The following is a 20,851-nucleotide window of genomic DNA, read 5'->3' as shown; positions in this document are numbered from 1 at the left end:
AATTTTTAGTTATTTTAATATGCTAATAGTTACATTATTTTTAATGATCGTGATAAAAAATTATATTTTTATTATAGAAAAGCTATATAATAGGATAAAATGATGATATGGCTGTTTTTTATAGTGCTATTGTCTTGTCAAACGTCTATAATGAACAAATTGAGAGTTGATACGTCAAATTACAAAAATATAAATAGTAAATATGAGGTGTGGAAAGTGAAAAAGGTGGCATTAGCTTGTATGATCGCGATGCTTTTTATAGCGGGGTGTGAAAAGAAGCATGAGAAAGCATATACAGAGCAAATAGAATTAGCTTTTTTTGCGATTTCACAGGAAAAATTTAATAAGGCATCTGGTTATTTCAAAATTGCGGAGAAAATTGAACCGGATGATGAAGATGTCCAACTGTATATGAAACAACTTAGCTATATTATACAAGCGAATAAAAGAAAGCATGCAGGTGATATTGAGGACGCTGTCCATTATTTGAATGAGGCGATTGCCATGCCTAATGGCTCGAGCCGTATAACGGAAAAAGCTCGTGCAACGAAGGAAAAAATTTTATTATTATAAACATATAACAAAAGGGTTTTATATCAACTAGTGATGTGATTTGGATTTTTTAAATCATGCCACTTTTTCTATTTGTTTGTTTCGGACGAATGCTTTCCTCAGCTAAGGCCTGTGAGGTCTCATCATGCGGGCAGGAGTCCTCGTCCTTTACGACACAACTCATTTATCCTAAATGAAAATCCATTTCTTTATACTTCATATGCCATACAATTTTCGCTCGAAAATGAGCAAAGCATCTACATCCAAATACATTGCGTTTTAAAATCTCTACTTACCCATTTTTAAGCGTATGAATTGGTAGCATTGTATTTTTTTGCGTTACATACCACAAGCTTGCACAAAGCATCGAGCAGAGGTGCTATTGTTTGAAAATCCTAATAGTATAGAACCCAAAAAAGAGATAAGCAATGATTGCCTATCTCTTTTTTCCCATGTTTTGTGAAAATGAACGACTTAGTAAACTTTATCACCGTTGAAAATAGAATTTTTAACGATGACGTAGTCAACTGTACGAATGGCATCAAGTTTTGTACCACCAGCATAAGAAATCGATGATTGTAAATCTTGTTGCATTTCAACTAAAGTATCTTTTAGAGAACCTTTATGTTCGACATACATTTTTTTACCTTCGACATTTTTCTTCTCGCCTTTTTGGAACTCTGAAGCAGAACCAAAATATTCTTTCACGAGTTTGCCGTCTACTTCAATCGTGTTACCAGGTGATTCTTCATGACCAGCAAATAATGAGCCAATCATAACCATCGAAGCACCAAAGCGTACCGATTTTGCAATATCACCATTTGTGCGAATACCACCATCAGCAATGATTGGTTTAGTCGCTGCTTTTGCACACCAACGGAGAGCAGCTAATTGCCAGCCTCCAGTACCAAAACCAGTTTTGATTTTAGTGATACAAACTTTACCAGGTCCAATGCCGACTTTAGTAGCATCTGCACCTGCATTTTCTAATTCACGTACAGCTTCAGGCGTACCGACATTACCTGCAATAACAAATGCCTTCGGTAAATATTCTTTAATATGTTGAATCATATTGATCACGGCGTTTGAATGACCGTGTGCGATATCGATTGTTATAAAATCAGGTGTAATACCTTGCGCAGCTAAACTTTCAACGAATTCATATTCTTCTGGTTTAACACCAACGCTGATAGAGGCGATTAAGTTACGCGCCTGCATATCTTTTGTGAATTGCGTACGTTTTTCTGGATTAAAGCGGTGCATAATATAGAAATAGCCATCTTCGGCTAGTTGCGTTGCAATTGTTTCATCAATGATCGTTTGCATATTTGCAGGTACGACCGGTAGTTTAAATTTATGACCACCCAACTCAATTGAGGTATCACATTCTGAGCGACTGTTAACGATACATTTTGCTGGAACTAATTGAATATCTTCGTAATCAAATACATTATCCATGAAAACACTCCTAAAGACGAATATTATTTTTGTTCGGACGATAATTGTTCGTCCTTTGGTAATTTAACCTATTTTCAGAATTCTGTCAAAGGTTTTGTATATAAATAGTTTGAAAATTTTTCATTTTTAACACAAATTCAATAAAAAAATAGTTGAAAACGCTTTTATATCGAGCTTTCTGTACTATTGAAAGTTTTTTGTTTTTTTTGCTAACATAGGACGAAAAACATTCCATATGATAGAATCAACGAATAGAGGAAGTTAGTATACCAGGTCTTTTAGAATAGGAAGACTAACGGGTATATAGAAATACGAAATGGAAGGACATCACAAATGAAACGACTTGAAATAGAAATTAGAGATTTATTATTAGGCTGTCCGCCAATAAAAATCGTCGCGGATGAAGGCTTTGAACAATTTGGTGAAATTATGGATGCTAATCGTGATCTTATATATGGTAGTGTAGAAGTTTCCGAAGAAGGTAAAATGACTTCATTGATGGTCGATATGGACATGATTACTGATAATAACGATATTTCTTTAGATGAGTTTGAAGAATTATCTGTTGATGATATAAAAGAATTAGCAAGTGAATTTGTAGAAGAATTTGGTCGTGGAACACTAGAAATTATTTCTTTTGTTGAATGGGGAAATGATGTGTATCAAATTGAATTTGCAGCGATGGATACAAAATACAATATTCCATTACCAGAGTCTGGTGTCATGTTAGAAATGACAAAACAGGGCTTTGTATTATCAGCCACTTTAAATCAAAATTATTATCAACTTAAATATCCAGAAGTTACATTAACAAAACAAGAGGCGCATGATATTTTCTCTAGCACGATACAAGTAGAACTCGGTGCAGAAGAATTGGAAGATCAGTTAAAATTAATGTATTATCCTAAAAAAACAAATATTGTTGTTAATGTAGCAGGTCAACTAGTGGAGTTGAATGAATTATTAGGTGAAGAAGAAGTAGATTTTATCGATATCCCAAAAATTAAACCTTCAATCTCATTAAGTAATTTATTAGGTGTGACAGATGATATGTCTCTTTTAGAAGAGGACGGTGTTATGATCTATTCTTCACAAGAAAATCCTCAAAAATATATTAAGCTACATCGTGCTGATCTTAACGAAGTAACGGTAGAATCTTCAATACCTTTTGAAGTAACAGAAGAATTGGATATCGAAATTTTAAAAGATCGTGCTTTGCAATTTTTGGAATTAATCATCGGAAATATTGATTCTAAATATCTTCTTGAAGATCAACTGGTTGAAGAAGAAGAGGACGAAGAAGAAGACGATGATTTAACAGAGGAAGAAATTGCGCTGTTAAAAGCATTATCAGAAGAAGAGGACGAAGAAGAAGACGATGATGAAGAGGAAGATGATATCCTTGAACCATTCATCACATTCACTTTCAAACGTAAATTAGGAAATATTATGTTGGATGAATTTAACGCATATATCGATATGGGTATTTACACAGGTGCAGTCAAAGATACGACAATTCCCCTTTTAAATAGTCAGTTAATCGAAGATATGGTGACCGATGTAGATGTAACAATTGATGAGGCCAATAAATTGCACAATGATTCATTAGAGATGAAATTAGCACGTGTTCCCATTCAAACAGATGATTTTATTGTCTATGAACTCGTGTATAAAGCGAGTGAAAAGGTTAAAGGTCAACGAATCGAACGAATCGATGCTGCAAATGGAAATGTTTTTTATATCGATGATGTTGAATATTTGGAACCATATTCAGAAGCAGAAGAAGAAATTTTGTAAGCACTTTTTTATCTTCACAATAACTCAGGTCATTTTAGAGAGACGATTGACAGAAAATAGCGTGTACGTTAGACTAATTAGTAACATACAAACGAATAAGACCTCACTTTTCTTGTGAGGTAGAGGCGCGATATTTATTAGTGATTAGAATAGTTCGAGACAACTTAGAAGCTAATCAGAAGGAAATATCGCCGAAGTATAGTATTATCTCAAAATTCTATGCTGGGTCTGCAATGAATAATTGCAGGACTGTCTTACTTTTTTTACCCGAAAAATGTAAGTTGTGCTATCTCTAAAAGGGAATGTTGAGAATTTACAGGACTAATTCAAAAGGTCCATGAGTTCATCTCAATACCTTTTGGCATTAGTCCTTTTTCGTTTAGGGAAATATAATAATGAGGTGTATTCACTATGAAAAAATCATTTAGTTTATTATCTTTACTCATGTTAATGTTAGTGCTTGTATTATCTGCATGTGGTTCTAAAGATAAAGAGTCAGGATCAGGAGATTCTTCATCTGATGATAATAAAACATTGAAAATCGGTATGGAAGCAGGTTATCCACCATTCAATTGGACACAAAAAGATGATTCCAATGGTGCCGTGAAAATTGATGGCAATGCAGAATATGCTGGTGGCTATGATGTTCAAATTGCAAAATTAGTAGCAGAAAAATTAGATCGTAAATTAGTCATTGTTAAAACGGAATGGGACGGCTTAATTCCAGCGCTTATTTCCAATAAGATTGATGGTGTGATCGCTGGTATGTCACCAACAAAAGAAAGATTAGAAACAATCGATTTTTCAGATATTTATTATACATCTGATTTAGTAATGGTCGTTCGTGCGGATAGTAAGTATGCAGATGCAAAATCGATTAAAGATTTTAAAGATGCTAAAATTACAGGGCAATTAAATACTTTCCATTATTCAGTAATCGATCAAATTCCAGGTGTGAAAAAAGAAACTGCAGTTGAAAGTTTCCCGACAATGCGCGTAGCATTGGAATCTGGCAAAATTGATGGTTATGTATCAGAACGTCCAGAAGGAATTTCAGCCGCGATGGCGAATGATAAATTTGTCATGGTTGAATTTGACGATGGTGAAGGTTTCCAAGCTTCGACTGACGATACAGCAATAGCAGTTGGTCTGAAAAAAGGCAGTGACTTAACGGCGGATATTAACAAAGCCTTAAAAGAAATCACTGAAGAACAGCGCCAAAAAATCATGGACGAAGCAATCGCCCAACAACCGGCAGCAAAATAGAGTGTAAGAGACTACCGACGCTGTTGACTGGTCGGTAGTCTCTTTTTGGAGGAGGGATATTATGAGTTTAGAGTGGTTAGTTAATATTGCGGTAGATAACTGGCAAATGTTTTTACGTGGCATTGGTATGACGATGCTTATTTCCGTTATTGCTACGATTATTGGTGCTGTAATCGGTTTATTAATCGGAGTGATTGACACGATTCCTAAGCAAAAAAAAGGTGTGAAAAAATATATTCTACTGGTCATTCGTGTGGTGTTGAGAATTTATGTTGAGTTTTTCCGAGGCACACCGATGATGGTACAAGCGATGGTTGTTTTCTATGGTTTGCCACTGATCATGATAGAAATCAAAAATCTAATCGGTACAGATTTCGGATTTGATGGTGACATAAATCGTGTATTTGCAGGTATTTTAGTCGTATCATTAAATACAGGAGCCTATATGGCTGAGATTGTACGAGGCGGTATTATTAGCGTGGATCAAGGACAATTTGAAGCAGCCCAAGCAATTGGTATGAGTCATTGGAAGACAATGATTCACGTAGTATTACCACAGGTTATGCGTAATATTTTACCAGCGACAGGTAACCAATTTGTTATGAATATTAAAGATACAGCGGTGTTAAGCGTGATAGGTGTTACAGAAATATTCTTCCAAACGAAATCGATTGCCGGTAATAATTTCCGTTATTTTGAATCATTCTTTATTGCTTGTTTAATCTATTTAGTATTAACGATAATTGTGACGCAAATTCTGCGCTATTTCGAACGTAGACTTAATGGAAAAGCAAGTTATCAAATGATTGATGAAATGTCGATACGCAGACCAGAAAACCCGATGTAGTAAGGAGGAATTCACGTGGAAAATACAATTATTGATATTAAAAATTTAAGTAAATCCTTTGGCTCTCATGAAGTACTTAAGGACATTAACTTCTCTGTAAAAAAAGGAGAAGTTGTCACGGTAATCGGCTCATCGGGTTCCGGTAAATCAACATTACTACGCTGTTTAAATTTACTTGAAACACCAGATGGCGGAGAAGTGAATTATGATGGAAAAAATATATTAACACATATGGAAAACGTCAATGACTATCGCACGAAGTTGGGCATGGTATTCCAGCAATTTAATTTGTTTAATAATTGTAATGTGTTGGATAACTGTATATTGGGTCAAATGAAAGTGCTAAAACGTTCAAAGGATGAGGCGAAAAAAATCGCGGAAGAATATTTACAAGTTGTCGGTATGAGTCAGTATATTAACGCGCGTCCAGCGCAACTCTCAGGCGGTCAAAAACAACGTGTAGCAATAGCGCGCGCATTATCTATGAAACCGGAAGCGTTGTTATTTGATGAACCGACATCTGCACTTGATCCAGAAATGGTTGGTGATGTGTTACAAGTGATGAAAAAATTAGCAAAAGATGGTTCAACAATGATTATCGTGACACATGAAATGGAATTTGCACGTGAAGTATCAGATCGAATTGTCCTTATGGATAAAGGTATTATTGTTGAAGATGGTACTCCTGATGAAGTATTTAACCATCCAAAGCATGAGCGTACAAAAGCATTTTTAAAGCGTGCATTAAAAAATAACTAGTCATTAATTATAAATTAGATGAAATATCTCACACCGTCATAAAAATGATGGAAGTGAGATATTTTTTTTATTTCATTTTTATGTTAAATATAGTTAATTCAATCATTCTATATAGCTATAAATAACTAAGATAAATAGAAGAAACAGGTGAATGATATCATAAAAATATCAAAATATAAATTGTATGAGAAAAAAGAAAAGTTTAAGTGTTAATGAAAAAGTAAAGAATAGAAGAAAGTTAACTATTTTTATAAGAGAGCGGTGATGAATAGTATGGTCGCTTCGACATCTAAGAGAGCATTTACAGCATTGACCTTAGGGATACTTATTTTGCAAACACTACTTATTACAGCACCGGTTCAAGCAAAAAAATCTTTACCATCTATTAAAATTACTAAACAAACGACAGCATATAAGGGGATTGGAAAGGGGAAATTAACAACAAAGATACCGCCAAGTATTTATAAACAGTATGGAAAAAAAGGGCAATGGTTTAAAGTGAAAACACAATATAAACAATATGTCTGGATAAAGGGTGCAAAAAAAATTACAGCAACGCGTTCAGCGGAGTACCGCAAAATGGAAACGGATATTATCCGTTTGGTAAATAAGGAGAGAGGAAAATATAATTTAAAAAAATTAAAAAATAGCGCATCATTAAAAGTAATGACGACGGTGAGGGCGCAAGATATGATTAGTCAAAATTATTTTGGTCATTATAGTCCGATTTATGGTCGTTGGTCACAGTTTCTTTATACGAATGAATACAAGTTTTCTTTAGCTGGTGAAAATGTTGCATCAGGTTTTGTGACAGCACAAGGTTTTGTCAACGCATGGATGAAATCAGAAACACATAGGGAAAATATATTAAATCGTCGCTTTAATAAAATGGCGATTACTGTTTTACCTGGCAAGTCTAAAAATAGGTATCAAACCTATGCAGTACAATGGTTTGCACAGCAATGAAGGGGGGCTATATATCAGCCTCTTTACATAGAGTCAATTAGTGGATAAAACTTAGGGCTAGTTAAAAGAAGATTTCCAATGTTACACTAAATGAACATCATATATAATAGGAGAAAACTATGGAGCAAAAGTTTAAACAATTGTTCAAGTCGGATATTACATGGATTTTATTAATCGCCATTATTACAGCAATCGGTGGTGAAGTGAAATTATCCCCTTTTTCAGGTGAAAATTTTCGTTTTGGTATCGGTCCGATTACATTTTTATTTATGCTATTAATTCGCCAACCTAAAAATTATATTCTCACTGGTTTTATGACTGCTGGTATATTAATGTTCTTTCGAATTTCAATTGATCTAATTATATATGGGGAAGAAATGTCTTCAGCGATAAACGAACATCTACCTTCCAGTGTATTTTACATTGTATATAGCGTTGGTTTTTATGTGTTCAAGTTAGAACAATATAAAGATCGACCCGTTTTTTTAGGGTTATTTGCGACATTGATTGAAATTAGTAGTAATAGCATCGAGCATTTGCTACGTTTAATGTTATTACCGGAAATTGTATACAATGGTGGAGCCTGGTTATTACTTTTTGCTGTGGCCGTTTTAAGAAGCTTTTTTGTTGTAGGTCTATATAGCTCGATTACATTAGCAGAGCAAAAGAAAAGGTTAGAAGAACAACTGGCGATGGGGTCAGATTTATATATTGAGACACTCTATTTACAAAAATCGATGCATCATACGGAACAAATTATGGCGGATAGTTATGATCTTTATCGTTTATTAAAAAAACGTAACGATCAGGAACTAGCTAAAAAGGCGCTTTATATTGCCCAGGAAATTCATGAAGTGAAAAAAGATGCACAGCGTATTTTTTCAGGCTTGTCCGATTTGTCATTAATTCAAACAGATCGTGAACTATTTACATTATCACAAATCTTGGAGATGTCTGCGTCATCAAATAGTAAGTATGCACAACATATCGCCCGTCAAGTAGAGATTGATTGGTCAACAACTGTTGATTTTACGGTACGTGAATATATGTTATTTATGGCAATTCTAAATAATATCGTATCCAACGCCGTCGAATCAATTGCAGAAACAGGTCGGGTGACAATTGAAGTGCAAGAACAGGGGGCGCATATACGCGTCATCATTTCAGATAATGGTAAAGGGATTTCAGATGATGAACTGACGATTATATTTGAGGCGGGGTATACGACAAAATATAGTGAAAAAGGTGTCGCTGCAACCGGCATTGGATTATCGCATGTCAAGGAAGCAGTGAAGCTGTTAGAGGGTCAACTAACTGTACAATCTTCTATTGAAGGAACAACATTTATAATTGACTTACCACGGGAGAAATTGGAGCAAGGGGGAACGGTATAATGCGTTATTTTATAGTAGACGATGATGCGGCAAGCCGTAGAATGTTAAAAACAATTATTTTAGAGGGAGATATGGGTGTTGTGATTGGGGAATCGGATAGTGGAGAAACAGCTATTCCACAAATTCTTACAAGCGACCCAGATTTCGTACTCATCGATTTATTAATGCCACATTTAGATGGTATTGAAACGATTGATGAATTACGTAATCAAGGTTTTCGCGGTCATTTCATCATGTTATCGCAGGTTGTTAACAAAGAGATGGTAGGGGAAGCTTATGAAAAAGGCGTTGAATTTTTCATTCATAAACCAATCAATCGTATTGAAGTGCAAAGTATTTTAAAAAAAACAAGCGAACGTTTTGTATTAAAAAAATCATTGATGACAATTCGCAAGTCAATTATGAACTTTGAAGCGGATACGGAGGAAGAGTCACATCGTACGCAGAAGGATGTTGCCTTATCAATCTTAAATGATATGGGTATTGTTGGCGAAGTAGGCAGTGATGATATTTTAAATATATTAATGTATCTAGCGGAACGTAAAGATCATTCGATGCAAATACCAGCCCTAAAAGATTTGTATGAAGTAATTGCTAGTAATAATAAGGTGAGTAATGTTGATATAATGAAAGAAAGTAAGGCGATTGAACAAAGAATTCGTCGTACAATTAGCTCGGCAATGAACAACTTATCAACATTGGGCGTTGTAGATTATACAAATCCAGAGTTTGAGTATTATGCACCACGTTACTTCGATTTTTCAGAAATTCGTTCCATTATGAAAATAATTCAAAATGATGGGACACCGACAAAAATGAAGGTCAATGTTAAAAAGTTTTTACAAGTATTGTATATTGATATGAATGAAAAATATAATAACCCGATGAAGAAAATATAGTGAGGAAATCGTTTTCATATCAAACTGGCATATAATCGATCTCAATGATAAGGAAAAAATATATGTTTTGTCGTTTTTTGAAAATTTTTTCAAAATTAATTGTCGGATATTGTCGGATTCATTAAGTCATCAATAGTATTAGTTTATAGTTTTTAATGGACTTCTAAAACTAATATATTTTGAGAGGTGACTCATTGATGAAAAAATTTAAACTTGGCCTTGCTTGGCAAATTTTAATTGGACTTGTTCTTGGTGTAATTGTAGGCGCTTTATTTTATGGAAATGATAACGTTACCAAATATCTACAACCAGTAGGCACAATCTTTATGAATATGATCAAAATGATTGTAGTACCTATTATTATTTCTACATTAATTCTTGGTGTAGCAGGCACTGGAGATATGAAAAAACTTGGTAAACTTGGTTTGAAAACAATCATTTACTTTGAAATCATTACAACGGTAGCCATTTTAATTGGTATCGTAGCAGCGAATATCTTCAAGCCTGGTAAAGGTGTAGATATGTCTCATTTAACAAAAGGTGATATTTCACAATTCCAAAATACGACTGAAGCTGTGTCGCATAGTGGATTTGCAGAAACGCTGATCAACATCGTTCCAACGAATATTATTTCAGCAATGGCTAGCGGTAATATGTTAGCAATCATCTTCTTCTCAGTATTATTCGGTTTAGGAGTAGCGGCAATTGGTGAAAAAGGTAAACCAGTACTAGCGTTTTTCTCAGGCGTTGCAGATGCAATGTTCTGGGTGACAAATACCATCATGAAATTTGCTCCAATCGGTGTATTTGCACTGATTTCAGTAACAGTATCAACATTCGGTGTGAAATCACTTATTCCATTATCGAAGCTTGCATTACTTGTGTATGCAGCTATGATCTTCTTTATCTTTGTCGTTCTTGGCATTGTGGCTAAAATGGCAAAAATCAGCATTATTAAATTAATTAAAGTGTTAAAAGAAGAATTAATACTAGCATTCTCAACTTCGAGCTCTGAAACAGTTTTACCACGTGTAATGAAAAAAATGGAGAATCTAGGTGCTCCAAAAGATGTTGTATCATTCGTTGTACCAACAGGGTACTCCTTCAACTTAGATGGTTCAACGCTCTATCAATCTATTGCAGCGTTATTCATCGCTCAAATGTATAATATTGACTTATCAATTGGTCAACAACTGACACTAATCATCACATTAATGATCACTTCTAAAGGTATTGCTGGCGTACCGGGTGTATCATTCGTTGTCTTATTGTCAACGCTTGGTACAGTAGGTATTCCATTGGAAGGTCTGGCGTTCATTCTTGGTATTGACCGTATTCTTGATATGGGTCGTACAGTAGTAAATGTAGTTGGTAATTCATTAGCATCATTAGTAATGGCGCGTTGGGAAGGTCGATTTGACCAAACAAAATATGATAACTATTTTGAAAATGAAGAAAAAGAAGCTACAGCGAAAGCTTAATAGAACAACAAAAAAACGTGCAAGGACAATCCATTTGTCCTTGCACGTTTTTTCTTTTCGTATGAGTATACACGCCAACCGCCGTCAGTAATTAATGATGATTCGCCGGATATGAGGAATAGAGCGATATTTGATACATCTTCAACCATGCCGACTTTAGGCATTAAATGGACACCATATATGTTGCAACCTCTAAACCAAATTGATCGACAGGGGTCATCGTAGCAGTAAAATTAGTGGCGATATATGCCAGTGCAATTGCAGTGCCACGAATACCTTGAGGACTATATTGGGAGGCGATACTTTTGTCATACCTACTACAGCCAGTTTGACCGCCGTATAAGCAAGTCCATCACGACCACCAGTGAAGCCATATTGATAATTATGCTACCGTTATTTTCTATGAAATAGGGTATTACTTTACGACAAGCCCTCATTACACCGCTCAAGTTAATAGCAAGTACACGATCCCATATGACGTCTTCAACATTACTAGTAGCTTGCATTTGGTCATCAATTCCTGCATGGCAGTTTGTTGTAATTCTAAAACAGTAGCCTGCAAAGCCGTTTCATTGAAATCTGCCATAACAATCTTGGCCCCTTGACGTGCAAAAGTAAAAGTAATTTCTTTCCCAATACCAGCACCACTACCTGTGATGATTACAACTTGATTAGTCAATCGAGTCATAATAGTCACCTTTTCCTTCCATATCGTTTATTATAGAATACGCAATCATTATAATAGAGTGTGAATTTACTTATAAAGCCATGTCATACGCATTCATTTATCTAATAGATTCTAGAAAACAGCTATAAACTATGACATAATTTAAACGGAATAACGCAATTATATAGTATACATGCTCGAATCATCATTTTATCAGATCTACTATAGTGGAGGGTTTTATATGAATACTTGGCAAGAACATTTTGATACAGAAACTTATATTTACGGTACAGCACCTAATGAATTTATCGCTCAGCATTATGACCTTTTTAAAGGAAGTAAAAAGATAGGTGCATTTGCAGAAGGTGAAGGTCGTAATGCTGTTTTTCTCTCTTCAAGAGGTTTCATGCTAACGTCATTTGATTATGCACAAAATGGTTTAAATAAGACGAAAAAATTAGCGTCACAAAACAATGTCCATGTTGCGACAAGATTGACAGATTTACTGACAGATTCCACGCCAGTAGAAGAATTTGACGGTGCTATTATGGTGTATGGTCACTTTCATAAAAAAGATCAATTTCATGTCTTTAATAAGATTATGGCAGCTGTGAAAAAGGGTAGTCGCGTCATGATGGAAATGTATAGCGAAGAGCAGTTAGCTTATAAAACGGGTGGTCCTCAAACGATGGACATGCTCTATAACGCTCAGCAAGTACTTCAGTGGTGTAACAACTATCAAGTGGAGCATTTCTATACGGGAGAAGCGTTGCGTCAAGAAGGCGAACGTCATTCAGGTTTAGCGCATATTATTCAATTAATCATTATCAAATAACGATAAAGCCGTTTAGTATTTACTGCTAAATGGCTTTTTTGCTATGTATCACTACTTTGCTAATGAAAAAAACTATGATATATTAACAAGGTTAATTATACAGTTACCCAGAGTAACTAATGGAGGCGTTTTTTTGACAATAACATCCACATTTTTTCATCAGATAGTATTATTTTATCGACCATTTGAAACGAAACTTAATGCAGTTTTAGCGCAGCATAATTTGCATCGTGCACAGTGGGCGACATTGTATTATTTAGAAAAAAACGACTCGATGACACTTGTCGAGTTAGCCGATTTGCAGGGAGTTGAAAAACCGACTGTCAGCCGTACGGTGGCGAAACTAATAGCCAGTGGACTGCTGACAACGATTGAAACGCAGGATAAAAGACAAAAGCGTTTAATCCTAACGCCAAGTGGTCAAGCATTATACCAAGCAGTACGTATACCAATTGATGAATTTGAAACAGCTGTAATGGCAGGGGTTTCAGAAGATAAACAACTTGAAATGATTGAATTGCTTCAATCATTACGTGAAAAAATATAGTAAAAAGAGGCGTATTATGAAACAAGGAAAAGAAAAATTATGGACAAAACAATTTATCAATATGGCAATCATCAACTTTTTAATTATCGTTATTTTTTACTTATTGATGGTAACAATCGCCACATTTGCAGTCAAAGATTATCATGCTACAGTTAGCCAAGCGGGATTAGTAACAGGTATTTATATTATTGGTACATTATTGGGTAGACTATTTACAGGACGTGTCATCGATCAAATTGGGCGAAAAAAAGTACTCTTATTCGGTCTCCTATTTTTTGTCTTAACGACATCATTCTATTTTTTACATTTGGGCATTACCGTGCTATTAATAAGTCGTTTTGTGCACGGTATTGGAGTTGGTATCGCTTCTACAGCAACAGGCACAATTATTGCTAATTTACTACCGGCTAGTCGCAGGGGTGAAGGTATTGGCTATTATAGTATGAGCGCGACACTTGGTACAGCTATTGGGCCATTTATCGGTATTATGATGGCACAGCATACATCGTATAATACAATTTTTTCATTATGTATGTTCATTGCAGTTATCTGTTTACTACTAGCAATTTTTACGAAGATCCCTATGCTTCCAGCGATGGGGAAAATAGAGAAAAAAACAGAAAAAACATCATTTTTCGCACAGTATATTGAACCAAAAGCAATTCCGATTGCCCTTGTAACGTTATTGATGAGTTTTGGTTATGCAGCCATTTTAACGTTTATTAATTTCTTTGCTAAAGAACGCGATCTTGTATCGGCATCGAGTTTTTTCTTTGTCGTTTATGCTTTAGCTATATTATTGACACGCCCAATCTCTGGTAAATTATTAGATCGTTTTGGTAGCAATATTGTCATGTATCCAAGTTTTGTATTATTTGCTATTGGTTTGTTATTGATTAGTACGGCTCATACAGGTGTCATCTTATTGATCTCTGGTGCTTTAATCGGTATTGGTTACGGTAATTTATCGTCTGCTGCACAAGCAATTGCCGTAAAAGTAACACCCAGTCACCGTATGGGTCTAGCAACATCTACTTATTTTATCGCTTTAGATGCAGGATTAGGAATGGGACCTTATCTATTGGGGTATATAATTCCAGTGCTTGGTTACGGTAAACTCTTTACGATTCTAGGTCTTTTCATTTTGGTTGTGATGGTTATTTATTATTTCGCACATGGTCGTCACGATAAAAAAATAATTATACAGCAAGTAAAATAAGGATTTAAGTGAAAACCCTTTAACGTTAAAAGGTTTAGTGGTAAAGTATGAATGAACCAAACTAAAGGAGTGTTTAATTTGACTAAATTACAAGATAAAGTGGCAATCATTACTGGTGGCGCTGGCGGTATCGGTAGCGGTATGGCAAAAGCTATGGCAAAAGAAGGCGCTATTGTAGCAATCGTTGATTTAAATGAAGAAATGGGTTTAGCTACTGAAGCAGAGTTACAAAAATATTCTCCAAAATCTTTTTTCATCAAAGCTAACTTGATGGAGCATGCAAATTTAAAAAATATCGTAAAAACGGTTGTTGAAAAATGTGGTAAAATAGACATTCTAGTAAATAACGCACATGTTTCTAAACAAGTACCACTAGAAGATACTACACAAGAACACTTAGACTTATCATTCGGTACAAGTTTTTACCCAACATTTTACTTAATGCAAGCGGCATTACCATACTTGAAAGAAACAAAAGGTAATATTATAAACTTCGCCTCTGGTGCTGGTTTAGATGGTCATAAAACTCAAGGTGCTTATGCAGCTGCTAAAGAAGCAATTCGTGGTCTATCGCGTGTTGCAGCAAATGAATGGGGCGAATTTGGTATTAATGTCAACATTATTAGCCCATTGGCTTATACTCCTGGAGTAGAAGCTTGGTCTAAAGCACAGCCGGAATATTACGAGCAAGTTCGTAAGCAAGTTCCACTAGGTCGTTTTGGTGATGTAGAGCAAGATATCGGTCGTGCAGCTGTATTTTTAGCTTCTGCTGATTCTTCTTATATTACTGGTCAAACGATTATGGTTGACGGCGGTTCAATAATGCTTCATTAGAATGTGGTTTTTCGTGTTTATTGAGGAGGATAATTTTGAAAGAGTCCAATTTATTTCAATTAATACACATTACGGAGTATATAAACAATTCGAATATTTATCACTTTACGAAACGATTCCCACATAAGTTAGGTGTCTCGCCAGTATTAGTGTTAGCTGAATTGCAAAAAGATGGAGCGCAAAAACAAACCGTCCTTGCAGATAAGTTAGGTTGTACACCTGGAGCAATGACGAATATTGCCAATAAACTCGTCAAGCAAGGGTATGCAGAACGTCAATACAATGAAGAAGATCGTCGTCATGTATTAATGGAAATTACTATGGACGGTAAAGCTGTTTTGAAAGATGCGCAAGTATATGGCCGTCAGGTTCAAAAAGAGATTTTTGAAGTATTATCTGAAGAAGAATTAGATCAGTATATGGCAATTACTGGGAAATTATTAAAAGCCGCAATAGAGAGAAATGAAGAAGAGTAGTTCATTTTAATGAACGACTCTTTTTTTATTTTATTTTTTTATAAAATAACTAAAATGTTGCGAGCTTACAGCTCATTGAGTTTATTACATAAATTAACTATTTAGACAAATATATTTAGTGAGAATATTTAGAATTAACAGAAAATTGTGTAGACGGATTGTTTTTAATGATTTAAAATATGTAAGTGTTAAGGTATTTTGAACCATTTTAAGACCTAGAGCAGACGTGAACATTGCATAGAGGTTTGTTGGGAGAAAAAATTATTTCAGGGGGAGCTTTCAATATGAATAAAAAGCTTAAGAAGTATGGGTCGGTTTTTTTAGCATCATCACTACTAGTAGGGGCTCTAGCAGGCTGTGGGTCAAAGGGGAAAGAAGCAAGTGGAGATGATAGTAAGGAGATTAAAATTGGTATGAACCTAGAATTATCTGGGGGAGTAGCATCATACGGTTCAGGTATTGAAAAAGGTGCGACATTAGCCATTGACGAAATCAACGCTTCAGGTGGTATCGATGGGAAGAAAATAAAGGTCGTAAAAATTGATAATAAATCAGATTCGGCAGAAGCAACAGCCGCTGCCATCAAGCTAGCAACAAAAGAAAAAGTAGTGGCGCAAATTGGCTCTGCGACATCGGGGAATACATTGGCTTCTGTACAAATTGCCAACAAAAATAAAATGCCAGTCATCGGTCCATCGGCAACTTCGCCTACAGTAACGGTCGATGATAAAACAGGCAAAGTAAATGATTACGCATTCCGAACATGTTTCATCGATCCATTTCAAGGTGAGATTGCAGCGAATTTTGCAGTAGATACATTAAAAGCAAAAAAAGTAGCAATCTTTGCGGATAGCTCGAGTGATTATGCAAAAGGTTTAGCAAAATCATTTAAAGAAACAATCGAGAAAAAAGGTGGAGAAGTAGTTGAAGAGGCGGCTTATGTAGCGAAGGATACAGATTTCAAATCAACGCTAACATTACTTAAATCTAAAAAACCAGACTTTATCTATATCCCGGGTTATTACGAGGAAGTGGGCTTGATTGTTAAGCAAGCACGCGATGTTGGTATTGATGTGCCTTTAATGGGTGGCGATGGCTGGGATTCACCAAAAATGCAGCAATTAGCAGGAGGTACAGCGCTGAATAACACATACTTCACTAACCACTACTCGGCCGAAGATCCAGATGATAAAATCCAAAAATTTGTCAAAGCATTTAAAGCGAAAAATGATGATAAAACGCCCGATGCGTTCAATGCACTTGGTTACGATACAGTTTACTGGTTGAAGGACGCGATTGAGCGTGCTGGATCTACTGATGGTGAAAAAGTTCAAAAAGCGCTGGCAGATACAAAAGATTTGACATTGGTGACAGGTAACTTCACATTAGATGAAAATCATCACCCACAAAAAACAGCAACTGTACTTGAATACAAAGATGGTACACAGGTGTTTAACTCAAAAGTTAATCCTTAATTGTTTGAAAAAAGAGGGGGAACTTACCCCTCTTTTATTATTTCACGAAGTAGGGAGTGAAGCGTATGGAATGGTTACAACAACTAATCAACGGTGTGTCATTAGGTAGTATTTATGCACTGATTGCGCTTGGATATACGATGGTTTACGGCATCATAAAACTCATCAATTTTGCTCATGGTGATGTTTTTATGATCGGTGCCTTCGTCGGTTTTTATGCCGTAACGTATTGGAATGTCGGTTTTTTCCCGGCGCTTATTATCGCGATGATTCTTTGTGCGATATTGGGTGTTGTGATCGAACGTTTGGCGTATAAACGTTTAAGAAATGCTACGCGTATCGCGGCACTTATTACAGCGATTGGTGTATCGCTACTCATCGAATACACGATGATTTATTTTAGAGGTTCACAAATTGAAACCTATCCAGATGGCCTCGTACCAAATACGAAAATTGATATATTAGGTGCTCAAATTAGTTCGCAATCATTATTGATTTTAGGCGTGTCGATTTCATTGATGGTCCTGTTACAATTTATCGTACATAAAACAAAAATCGGTAAGGCGATGCGTGCAGTTTCTCACGATGCTGATGCTGCTCGTTTAATGGGTATTAATGTTGATAATACCATTTCAGCTACATTTGCGATTGGTTCTGCCTTAGCTGGCGCTGCTGGTGTTATTTTTGGTCTGTATTATACACGTATAGATCCTTTAATGGGTTTGTTGCCAGGTGTGAAAGCGTTTGTTGCTGCTGTGTTGGGTGGCATCGGAAGCATCCCGGGTGCGATGACAGGTGGTATGTTACTTGGAGTAGTAGAGACAGTTGTCAGCGGACTAGGCTTCTCTTTATGGAGAGATGCTGCTGCTTTTGTCATATTAATTATTATTTTAATCTTTAGACCGGCGGGTATATTCGGTAAAAATACTCGCGAGAAAGTGTAGGTGGCGAACTTATGAAAAAGTCTAAAGTATTTTGGGTTTATATAATTGTTGCGCTCATCGGTTATGGCATCATCAATGTATTGATCAATAACGGTACATTGGATTTGTATTATTCGAATTTGATTATTACAATCATGATTAATATTATATTGGCTGTTAGTTTACATTTAATCATTGGTATTACGGGTCAGTTTTCAATCGGTCATGCTGGCTTTTTAGCAGTTGGTGCATATGTTTCGGCCATTTGTACGATGTACTTTAATCTACCATTTGTTATCGCGTTAGTGGTTGGAGCAATAGTTGCGGGATTTATGGGCTTATTAATCGGTATACCTACGCTCAGGTTAAGAGGCGATTATTTAGCGATTGCTACATTAGGATTCTCTGAAATTATTCGAATTTTCTTCTTGAATTGGGATTATGTCGGTGGTGCTTCAGGTATGCAAGTAACACAGATGACGACGTGGACATATGCTTTTTTCTGTACATTAGCCACAATCATTGTCATTTTAAATTTCACGAATTCTCGTCATGGTCGCGCGTGTATCGCTGTGCGTGAAGATGAGATTGCAGCGGATTCCATGGGGATTAATACGACGTATTATAAAGTTGTTGCATTCGTAATTGGCGCATTTTTTGCAGGCCTAGCGGGTGGTTTATTCTCTCATAACTTCTATGTTATTTTACCGGTTCAATTCGGTTTCTTAAAATCCTTTGATATTTTAATCTATGTTGTTCTCGGAGGTTTGGGGAGTATGACAGGTGCCATTTTTGCTGCTATTTTATTGACGGTTGTATCATTATATTTACAAGATTTCCCAGAAACACGCATGATTATTTATAGTCTTGTACTAATTATTGTTATGTTATACCGTCCATCGGGTTTGATGGGTACAAAGGAAATTACTGATTTGTTTAAATTTAAGAAACGTAGCAAAGGGGGAAACGTAAATGACTAACCCTTTACTAAAAGTTGATAATGTAGGGATTCACTTTGGTGGTCTAAAAGCTGTTTCTGGTTTTGATATCACGTTAAACGAAGGGGAGTTAGTTGGTTTAATCGGTCCAAATGGTGCGGGTAAAACGACGAGTTTCAATATGTTAACGGGTGTTTATAAACCAACGGAAGGTACTATTATTTTTGATGGTAAAGCGACGAAAAATTTATTACCTCACCAAGTTACAAAATTGGGTATTAGTCGTACATTCCAGAATATTCGTCTGTTTAAAGAACTGTCTGTATTGGATAACGTAAAGGTTGCCAATCATTCATTGGCAAAACATTCAATGTTTAGTGCTATTTTTAGATTGCCTAGTTTTTTCGTTGGAGAAGAAAAAATGACGGAAGAATCGATCGCTTTTTTAAAAATATTTGGCTTAGATCAATATAAAGATGAGCTGTCGAAAAATTTACCCTATGGCATGCAACGTCGTCTGGAGATTGCACGTGCATTAGCAGCAGGACCAAAGTTGTTGTTATTGGATGAACCGGCCGCTGGTATGAATCCGCAAGAAACAAGGGAATTAATGGACCTCATTTCATTAGTACGCAAGAAATTTAATTTAACCATTTTATTAATTGAGCATGATATGGCTTTGGTGATGGGGATTTGTGAGCGTATTTATGTGTTAGATCACGGTCAATTAATCGCTAGTGGAACACCGGAAGAAGTACAAAACGATCCAAAAGTAATTCAAGCGTACTTAGGTGAGGAGGTTGAGGACTCATGTTAAAGGTTAATAATATCAATGTGTACTATGGTAATATTCAAGCACTAAAAGGCGTATCGCTCGAAGTGAACGAAGGAGAAATTGTGACGTTAATTGGAGCGAATGGTGCAGGTAAATCGACATTGCTCAAAACATTATCCGGACTACTAAGACCAAAACAAGGTACCATTGAATATTTAGGGAAAAATCTACAAAAAAGAGCGGCGCAAAGTATCGTTAAAGATGGTGTTATTCAAGTTCCAGAAGGACGTCGAGTCTTTTCGAATATGACGGTGGAAGAAAATTTAGATTTAGGTGCTTATTTACGGCATGATCGTGCGGGAATTGCGAAAGATAAAGAACGCGTATTTGAACTATTCCCTCGTTTACTGGAAAGGAGAAAACAATCATCTGGTACGTTATCTGGTGGTGAACAACAAATGTTGGCAATGGGACGTGCGATCATGGCGAAACCAAAGCTTTTATTATTAGATGAACCTTCCATGGGGTTAGCTCCTTTAATGGTCAAAACAATTTTTGAAATTATTAAGGAAATTAATGCGACTGGGACGACAATTTTACTCGTTGAACAAAATGCAAATATGGCGCTATCGATAGCAGATCGTGCCTATGTAATTGAAACGGGTAAGGTGGTGTTATCCGGTAGAGCTTCCGAACTTCAAAAGTCAGATGAAATACGTGCTGCCTACTTAGGGGGCCATTAA

At 35.8% G+C, this 20,851-nt stretch carries 20 protein-coding genes, 1 pseudogene and 1 riboswitch; of the genes and pseudogenes, 19 read left to right on the top strand and 2 right to left on the bottom strand.

Annotated elements, in window-relative coordinates:
* Positions 1-216: 216 nt before the first annotated feature.
* Positions 217-573 carry a hypothetical protein gene (locus DEX24_RS07190; protein WP_146192970.1) on the top strand — a complete coding sequence of 119 codons (357 nt, stop codon included), beginning with the start codon at positions 217-219 and terminating at the stop codon, positions 571-573.
* A 453-nt stretch (positions 574-1,026) separates the two neighbouring features.
* Here DEX24_RS07190 and guaC read toward each other — a convergent pair whose 3' ends face one another.
* Positions 1,027-2,010: a GMP reductase gene (gene guaC, locus DEX24_RS07185; RefSeq protein WP_109305739.1), complete on the bottom strand. Its 984-nt coding sequence runs from the start codon at positions 2,008-2,010 to the stop codon at positions 1,027-1,029.
* 333 nt (positions 2,011-2,343) lie between these two features.
* Between guaC and DEX24_RS17370 the strand changes: the two genes are divergently transcribed.
* From DEX24_RS17370 to gltP, 8 genes are all read left to right on the top strand, one after another.
* Complete coding sequence (locus tag DEX24_RS17370; protein WP_109305738.1) at positions 2,344-3,807, top strand: hypothetical protein; 1,464 nt, start codon at positions 2,344-2,346, stop codon at positions 3,805-3,807.
* Positions 3,808-3,919: 112 nt separating this feature from the next.
* Positions 3,920-4,104: riboswitch (Lysine riboswitch) on the top strand.
* 114 nt (positions 4,105-4,218) lie between these two features.
* Positions 4,219-5,073: a transporter substrate-binding domain-containing protein gene (locus tag DEX24_RS07175; RefSeq protein ID WP_109305737.1), complete on the top strand. Its 855-nt coding sequence runs from the start codon at positions 4,219-4,221 to the stop codon at positions 5,071-5,073.
* A 61-nt stretch (positions 5,074-5,134) separates the two neighbouring features.
* Complete coding sequence (locus DEX24_RS07170; RefSeq protein WP_109305736.1) at positions 5,135-5,920, top strand: amino acid ABC transporter permease; 786 nt, start codon at positions 5,135-5,137, stop codon at positions 5,918-5,920.
* A 15-nt stretch (positions 5,921-5,935) separates the two neighbouring features.
* Positions 5,936-6,679, top strand: a complete 744-nt coding sequence (locus tag DEX24_RS07165) for an amino acid ABC transporter ATP-binding protein (protein WP_109305735.1) — start codon at positions 5,936-5,938, stop codon at positions 6,677-6,679.
* A 264-nt stretch (positions 6,680-6,943) separates the two neighbouring features.
* Positions 6,944-7,645 (top strand): CAP domain-containing protein, encoded by a 702-nt coding sequence (locus tag DEX24_RS07160; protein WP_109305734.1) that lies wholly within the window; start codon positions 6,944-6,946, stop codon positions 7,643-7,645.
* Between the two features lie 119 nt (positions 7,646-7,764).
* Entirely contained in the window at positions 7,765-9,039 is a 1,275-nt protein-coding gene (locus tag DEX24_RS07155; protein WP_109305733.1) for a sensor histidine kinase, read from the top strand.
* On the top strand, positions 9,039-9,938 hold the full coding sequence (locus DEX24_RS07150) for a response regulator (RefSeq protein ID WP_109305732.1): 900 nt from the start codon (positions 9,039-9,041) through the stop codon (positions 9,936-9,938). The genes DEX24_RS07155 and DEX24_RS07150 overlap by 1 nt, the downstream gene beginning before the upstream one ends.
* Positions 9,939-10,132: 194 nt before the next feature.
* On the top strand, positions 10,133-11,419 hold the full coding sequence (gene gltP, locus DEX24_RS07145) for a glutamate/aspartate:proton symporter GltP (protein WP_281288170.1): 1,287 nt from the start codon (positions 10,133-10,135) through the stop codon (positions 11,417-11,419).
* 317 nt (positions 11,420-11,736) lie between these two features.
* Here the strand turns inward: gltP and DEX24_RS07135 are convergent.
* A pseudogene (locus DEX24_RS07135) lies at positions 11,737-12,107 on the bottom strand (SDR family NAD(P)-dependent oxidoreductase).
* A gap of 220 nt (positions 12,108-12,327) precedes the next feature.
* Between DEX24_RS07135 and DEX24_RS07130 the strand changes: the two are divergent.
* The 10 genes from DEX24_RS07130 to DEX24_RS07085 all read left to right on the top strand — a co-directional run bounded on the left by DEX24_RS07130 (position 12,328) and on the right by DEX24_RS07085 (position 20,851).
* Positions 12,328-12,921, top strand: coding sequence for a class I SAM-dependent methyltransferase (locus DEX24_RS07130; protein ID WP_109305728.1), 594 nt, complete (start codon positions 12,328-12,330; stop codon positions 12,919-12,921).
* 133 nt (positions 12,922-13,054) lie between these two features.
* Positions 13,055-13,468, top strand: coding sequence for a MarR family winged helix-turn-helix transcriptional regulator (locus tag DEX24_RS07125; RefSeq protein WP_246131375.1), 414 nt, complete (start codon positions 13,055-13,057; stop codon positions 13,466-13,468).
* On the top strand, positions 13,455-14,687 hold the full coding sequence (locus DEX24_RS07120; protein WP_307725572.1) for an MFS transporter: 1,233 nt from the start codon (positions 13,455-13,457) through the stop codon (positions 14,685-14,687). Before DEX24_RS07125 ends, DEX24_RS07120 begins: the two co-directional genes overlap by 14 nt.
* A 78-nt stretch (positions 14,688-14,765) precedes the next feature.
* Complete coding sequence (locus tag DEX24_RS07115) at positions 14,766-15,521, top strand: SDR family NAD(P)-dependent oxidoreductase (RefSeq protein WP_109305725.1); 756 nt, start codon at positions 14,766-14,768, stop codon at positions 15,519-15,521.
* A 35-nt stretch (positions 15,522-15,556) separates the two neighbouring features.
* Positions 15,557-15,997, top strand: a complete 441-nt coding sequence (locus DEX24_RS07110) for a MarR family winged helix-turn-helix transcriptional regulator (protein WP_109305724.1) — start codon at positions 15,557-15,559, stop codon at positions 15,995-15,997.
* 284 nt (positions 15,998-16,281) lie between these two features.
* Positions 16,282-17,472 carry an ABC transporter substrate-binding protein gene (locus tag DEX24_RS07105; RefSeq protein WP_109305723.1) on the top strand — a complete coding sequence of 397 codons (1,191 nt, stop codon included), beginning with the start codon at positions 16,282-16,284 and terminating at the stop codon, positions 17,470-17,472.
* 65 nt (positions 17,473-17,537) lie between these two features.
* Entirely contained in the window at positions 17,538-18,416 is an 879-nt protein-coding gene (locus tag DEX24_RS07100) for a branched-chain amino acid ABC transporter permease (protein WP_109305722.1), read from the top strand.
* A gap of 11 nt (positions 18,417-18,427) precedes the next feature.
* On the top strand, positions 18,428-19,375 hold the full coding sequence (locus tag DEX24_RS07095) for a branched-chain amino acid ABC transporter permease (RefSeq protein WP_109305721.1): 948 nt from the start codon (positions 18,428-18,430) through the stop codon (positions 19,373-19,375).
* Positions 19,368-20,150: an ABC transporter ATP-binding protein gene (locus tag DEX24_RS07090; RefSeq protein ID WP_109305720.1), complete on the top strand. Its 783-nt coding sequence runs from the start codon at positions 19,368-19,370 to the stop codon at positions 20,148-20,150. Before DEX24_RS07095 ends, DEX24_RS07090 begins: the two co-directional genes overlap by 8 nt.
* Positions 20,144-20,851 carry an ABC transporter ATP-binding protein gene (locus DEX24_RS07085; protein WP_109305719.1) on the top strand — a complete coding sequence of 236 codons (708 nt, stop codon included), beginning with the start codon at positions 20,144-20,146 and terminating at the stop codon, positions 20,849-20,851. Before DEX24_RS07090 ends, DEX24_RS07085 begins: the two co-directional genes overlap by 7 nt.

This window comes from Kurthia sibirica (assembly GCF_003143975.1).
Classification (GTDB): Bacteria; Bacillota; Bacilli; order Bacillales_A; family Planococcaceae; genus Kurthia; species Kurthia sibirica.
Note: the sequence above shows the minus strand (reverse complement) of the source record. Positions and strands in the feature narration are given on the sequence as shown.

What these genes read in the sequence shown, in the direction of transcription:
- DEX24_RS07160 (WP_109305734.1), top strand. Translation starts at nt 6,944, where the DNA reads ATGAATAGTATGGTCGCTTCGACATCTAAGAGAGCATTTACAGCATTG.
- DEX24_RS07175 (WP_109305737.1), top strand. Translation starts at nt 4,219, where the DNA reads ATGAAAAAATCATTTAGTTTATTATCTTTACTCATGTTAATGTTAGTG.
- DEX24_RS07085 (WP_109305719.1), top strand. Translation starts at nt 20,144, where the DNA reads ATGTTAAAGGTTAATAATATCAATGTGTACTATGGTAATATTCAAGCA.
- DEX24_RS07090 (WP_109305720.1), top strand. Translation starts at nt 19,368, where the DNA reads ATGACTAACCCTTTACTAAAAGTTGATAATGTAGGGATTCACTTTGGT.
- DEX24_RS07150 (WP_109305732.1), top strand. Translation starts at nt 9,039, where the DNA reads ATGCGTTATTTTATAGTAGACGATGATGCGGCAAGCCGTAGAATGTTA.
- DEX24_RS07100 (WP_109305722.1), top strand. Translation starts at nt 17,538, where the DNA reads ATGGAATGGTTACAACAACTAATCAACGGTGTGTCATTAGGTAGTATT.
- DEX24_RS07155 (WP_109305733.1), top strand. Translation starts at nt 7,765, where the DNA reads ATGGAGCAAAAGTTTAAACAATTGTTCAAGTCGGATATTACATGGATT.
- DEX24_RS07130 (WP_109305728.1), top strand. Translation starts at nt 12,328, where the DNA reads ATGAATACTTGGCAAGAACATTTTGATACAGAAACTTATATTTACGGT.
- DEX24_RS07170 (WP_109305736.1), top strand. Translation starts at nt 5,135, where the DNA reads ATGAGTTTAGAGTGGTTAGTTAATATTGCGGTAGATAACTGGCAAATG.
- guaC (WP_109305739.1), bottom strand. Translation starts at nt 2,010, where the DNA reads ATGGATAATGTATTTGATTACGAAGATATTCAATTAGTTCCAGCAAAA.
- DEX24_RS17370 (WP_109305738.1), top strand. Translation starts at nt 2,344, where the DNA reads ATGAAACGACTTGAAATAGAAATTAGAGATTTATTATTAGGCTGTCCG.
- DEX24_RS07105 (WP_109305723.1), top strand. Translation starts at nt 16,282, where the DNA reads ATGAATAAAAAGCTTAAGAAGTATGGGTCGGTTTTTTTAGCATCATCA.
- DEX24_RS07095 (WP_109305721.1), top strand. Translation starts at nt 18,428, where the DNA reads ATGAAAAAGTCTAAAGTATTTTGGGTTTATATAATTGTTGCGCTCATC.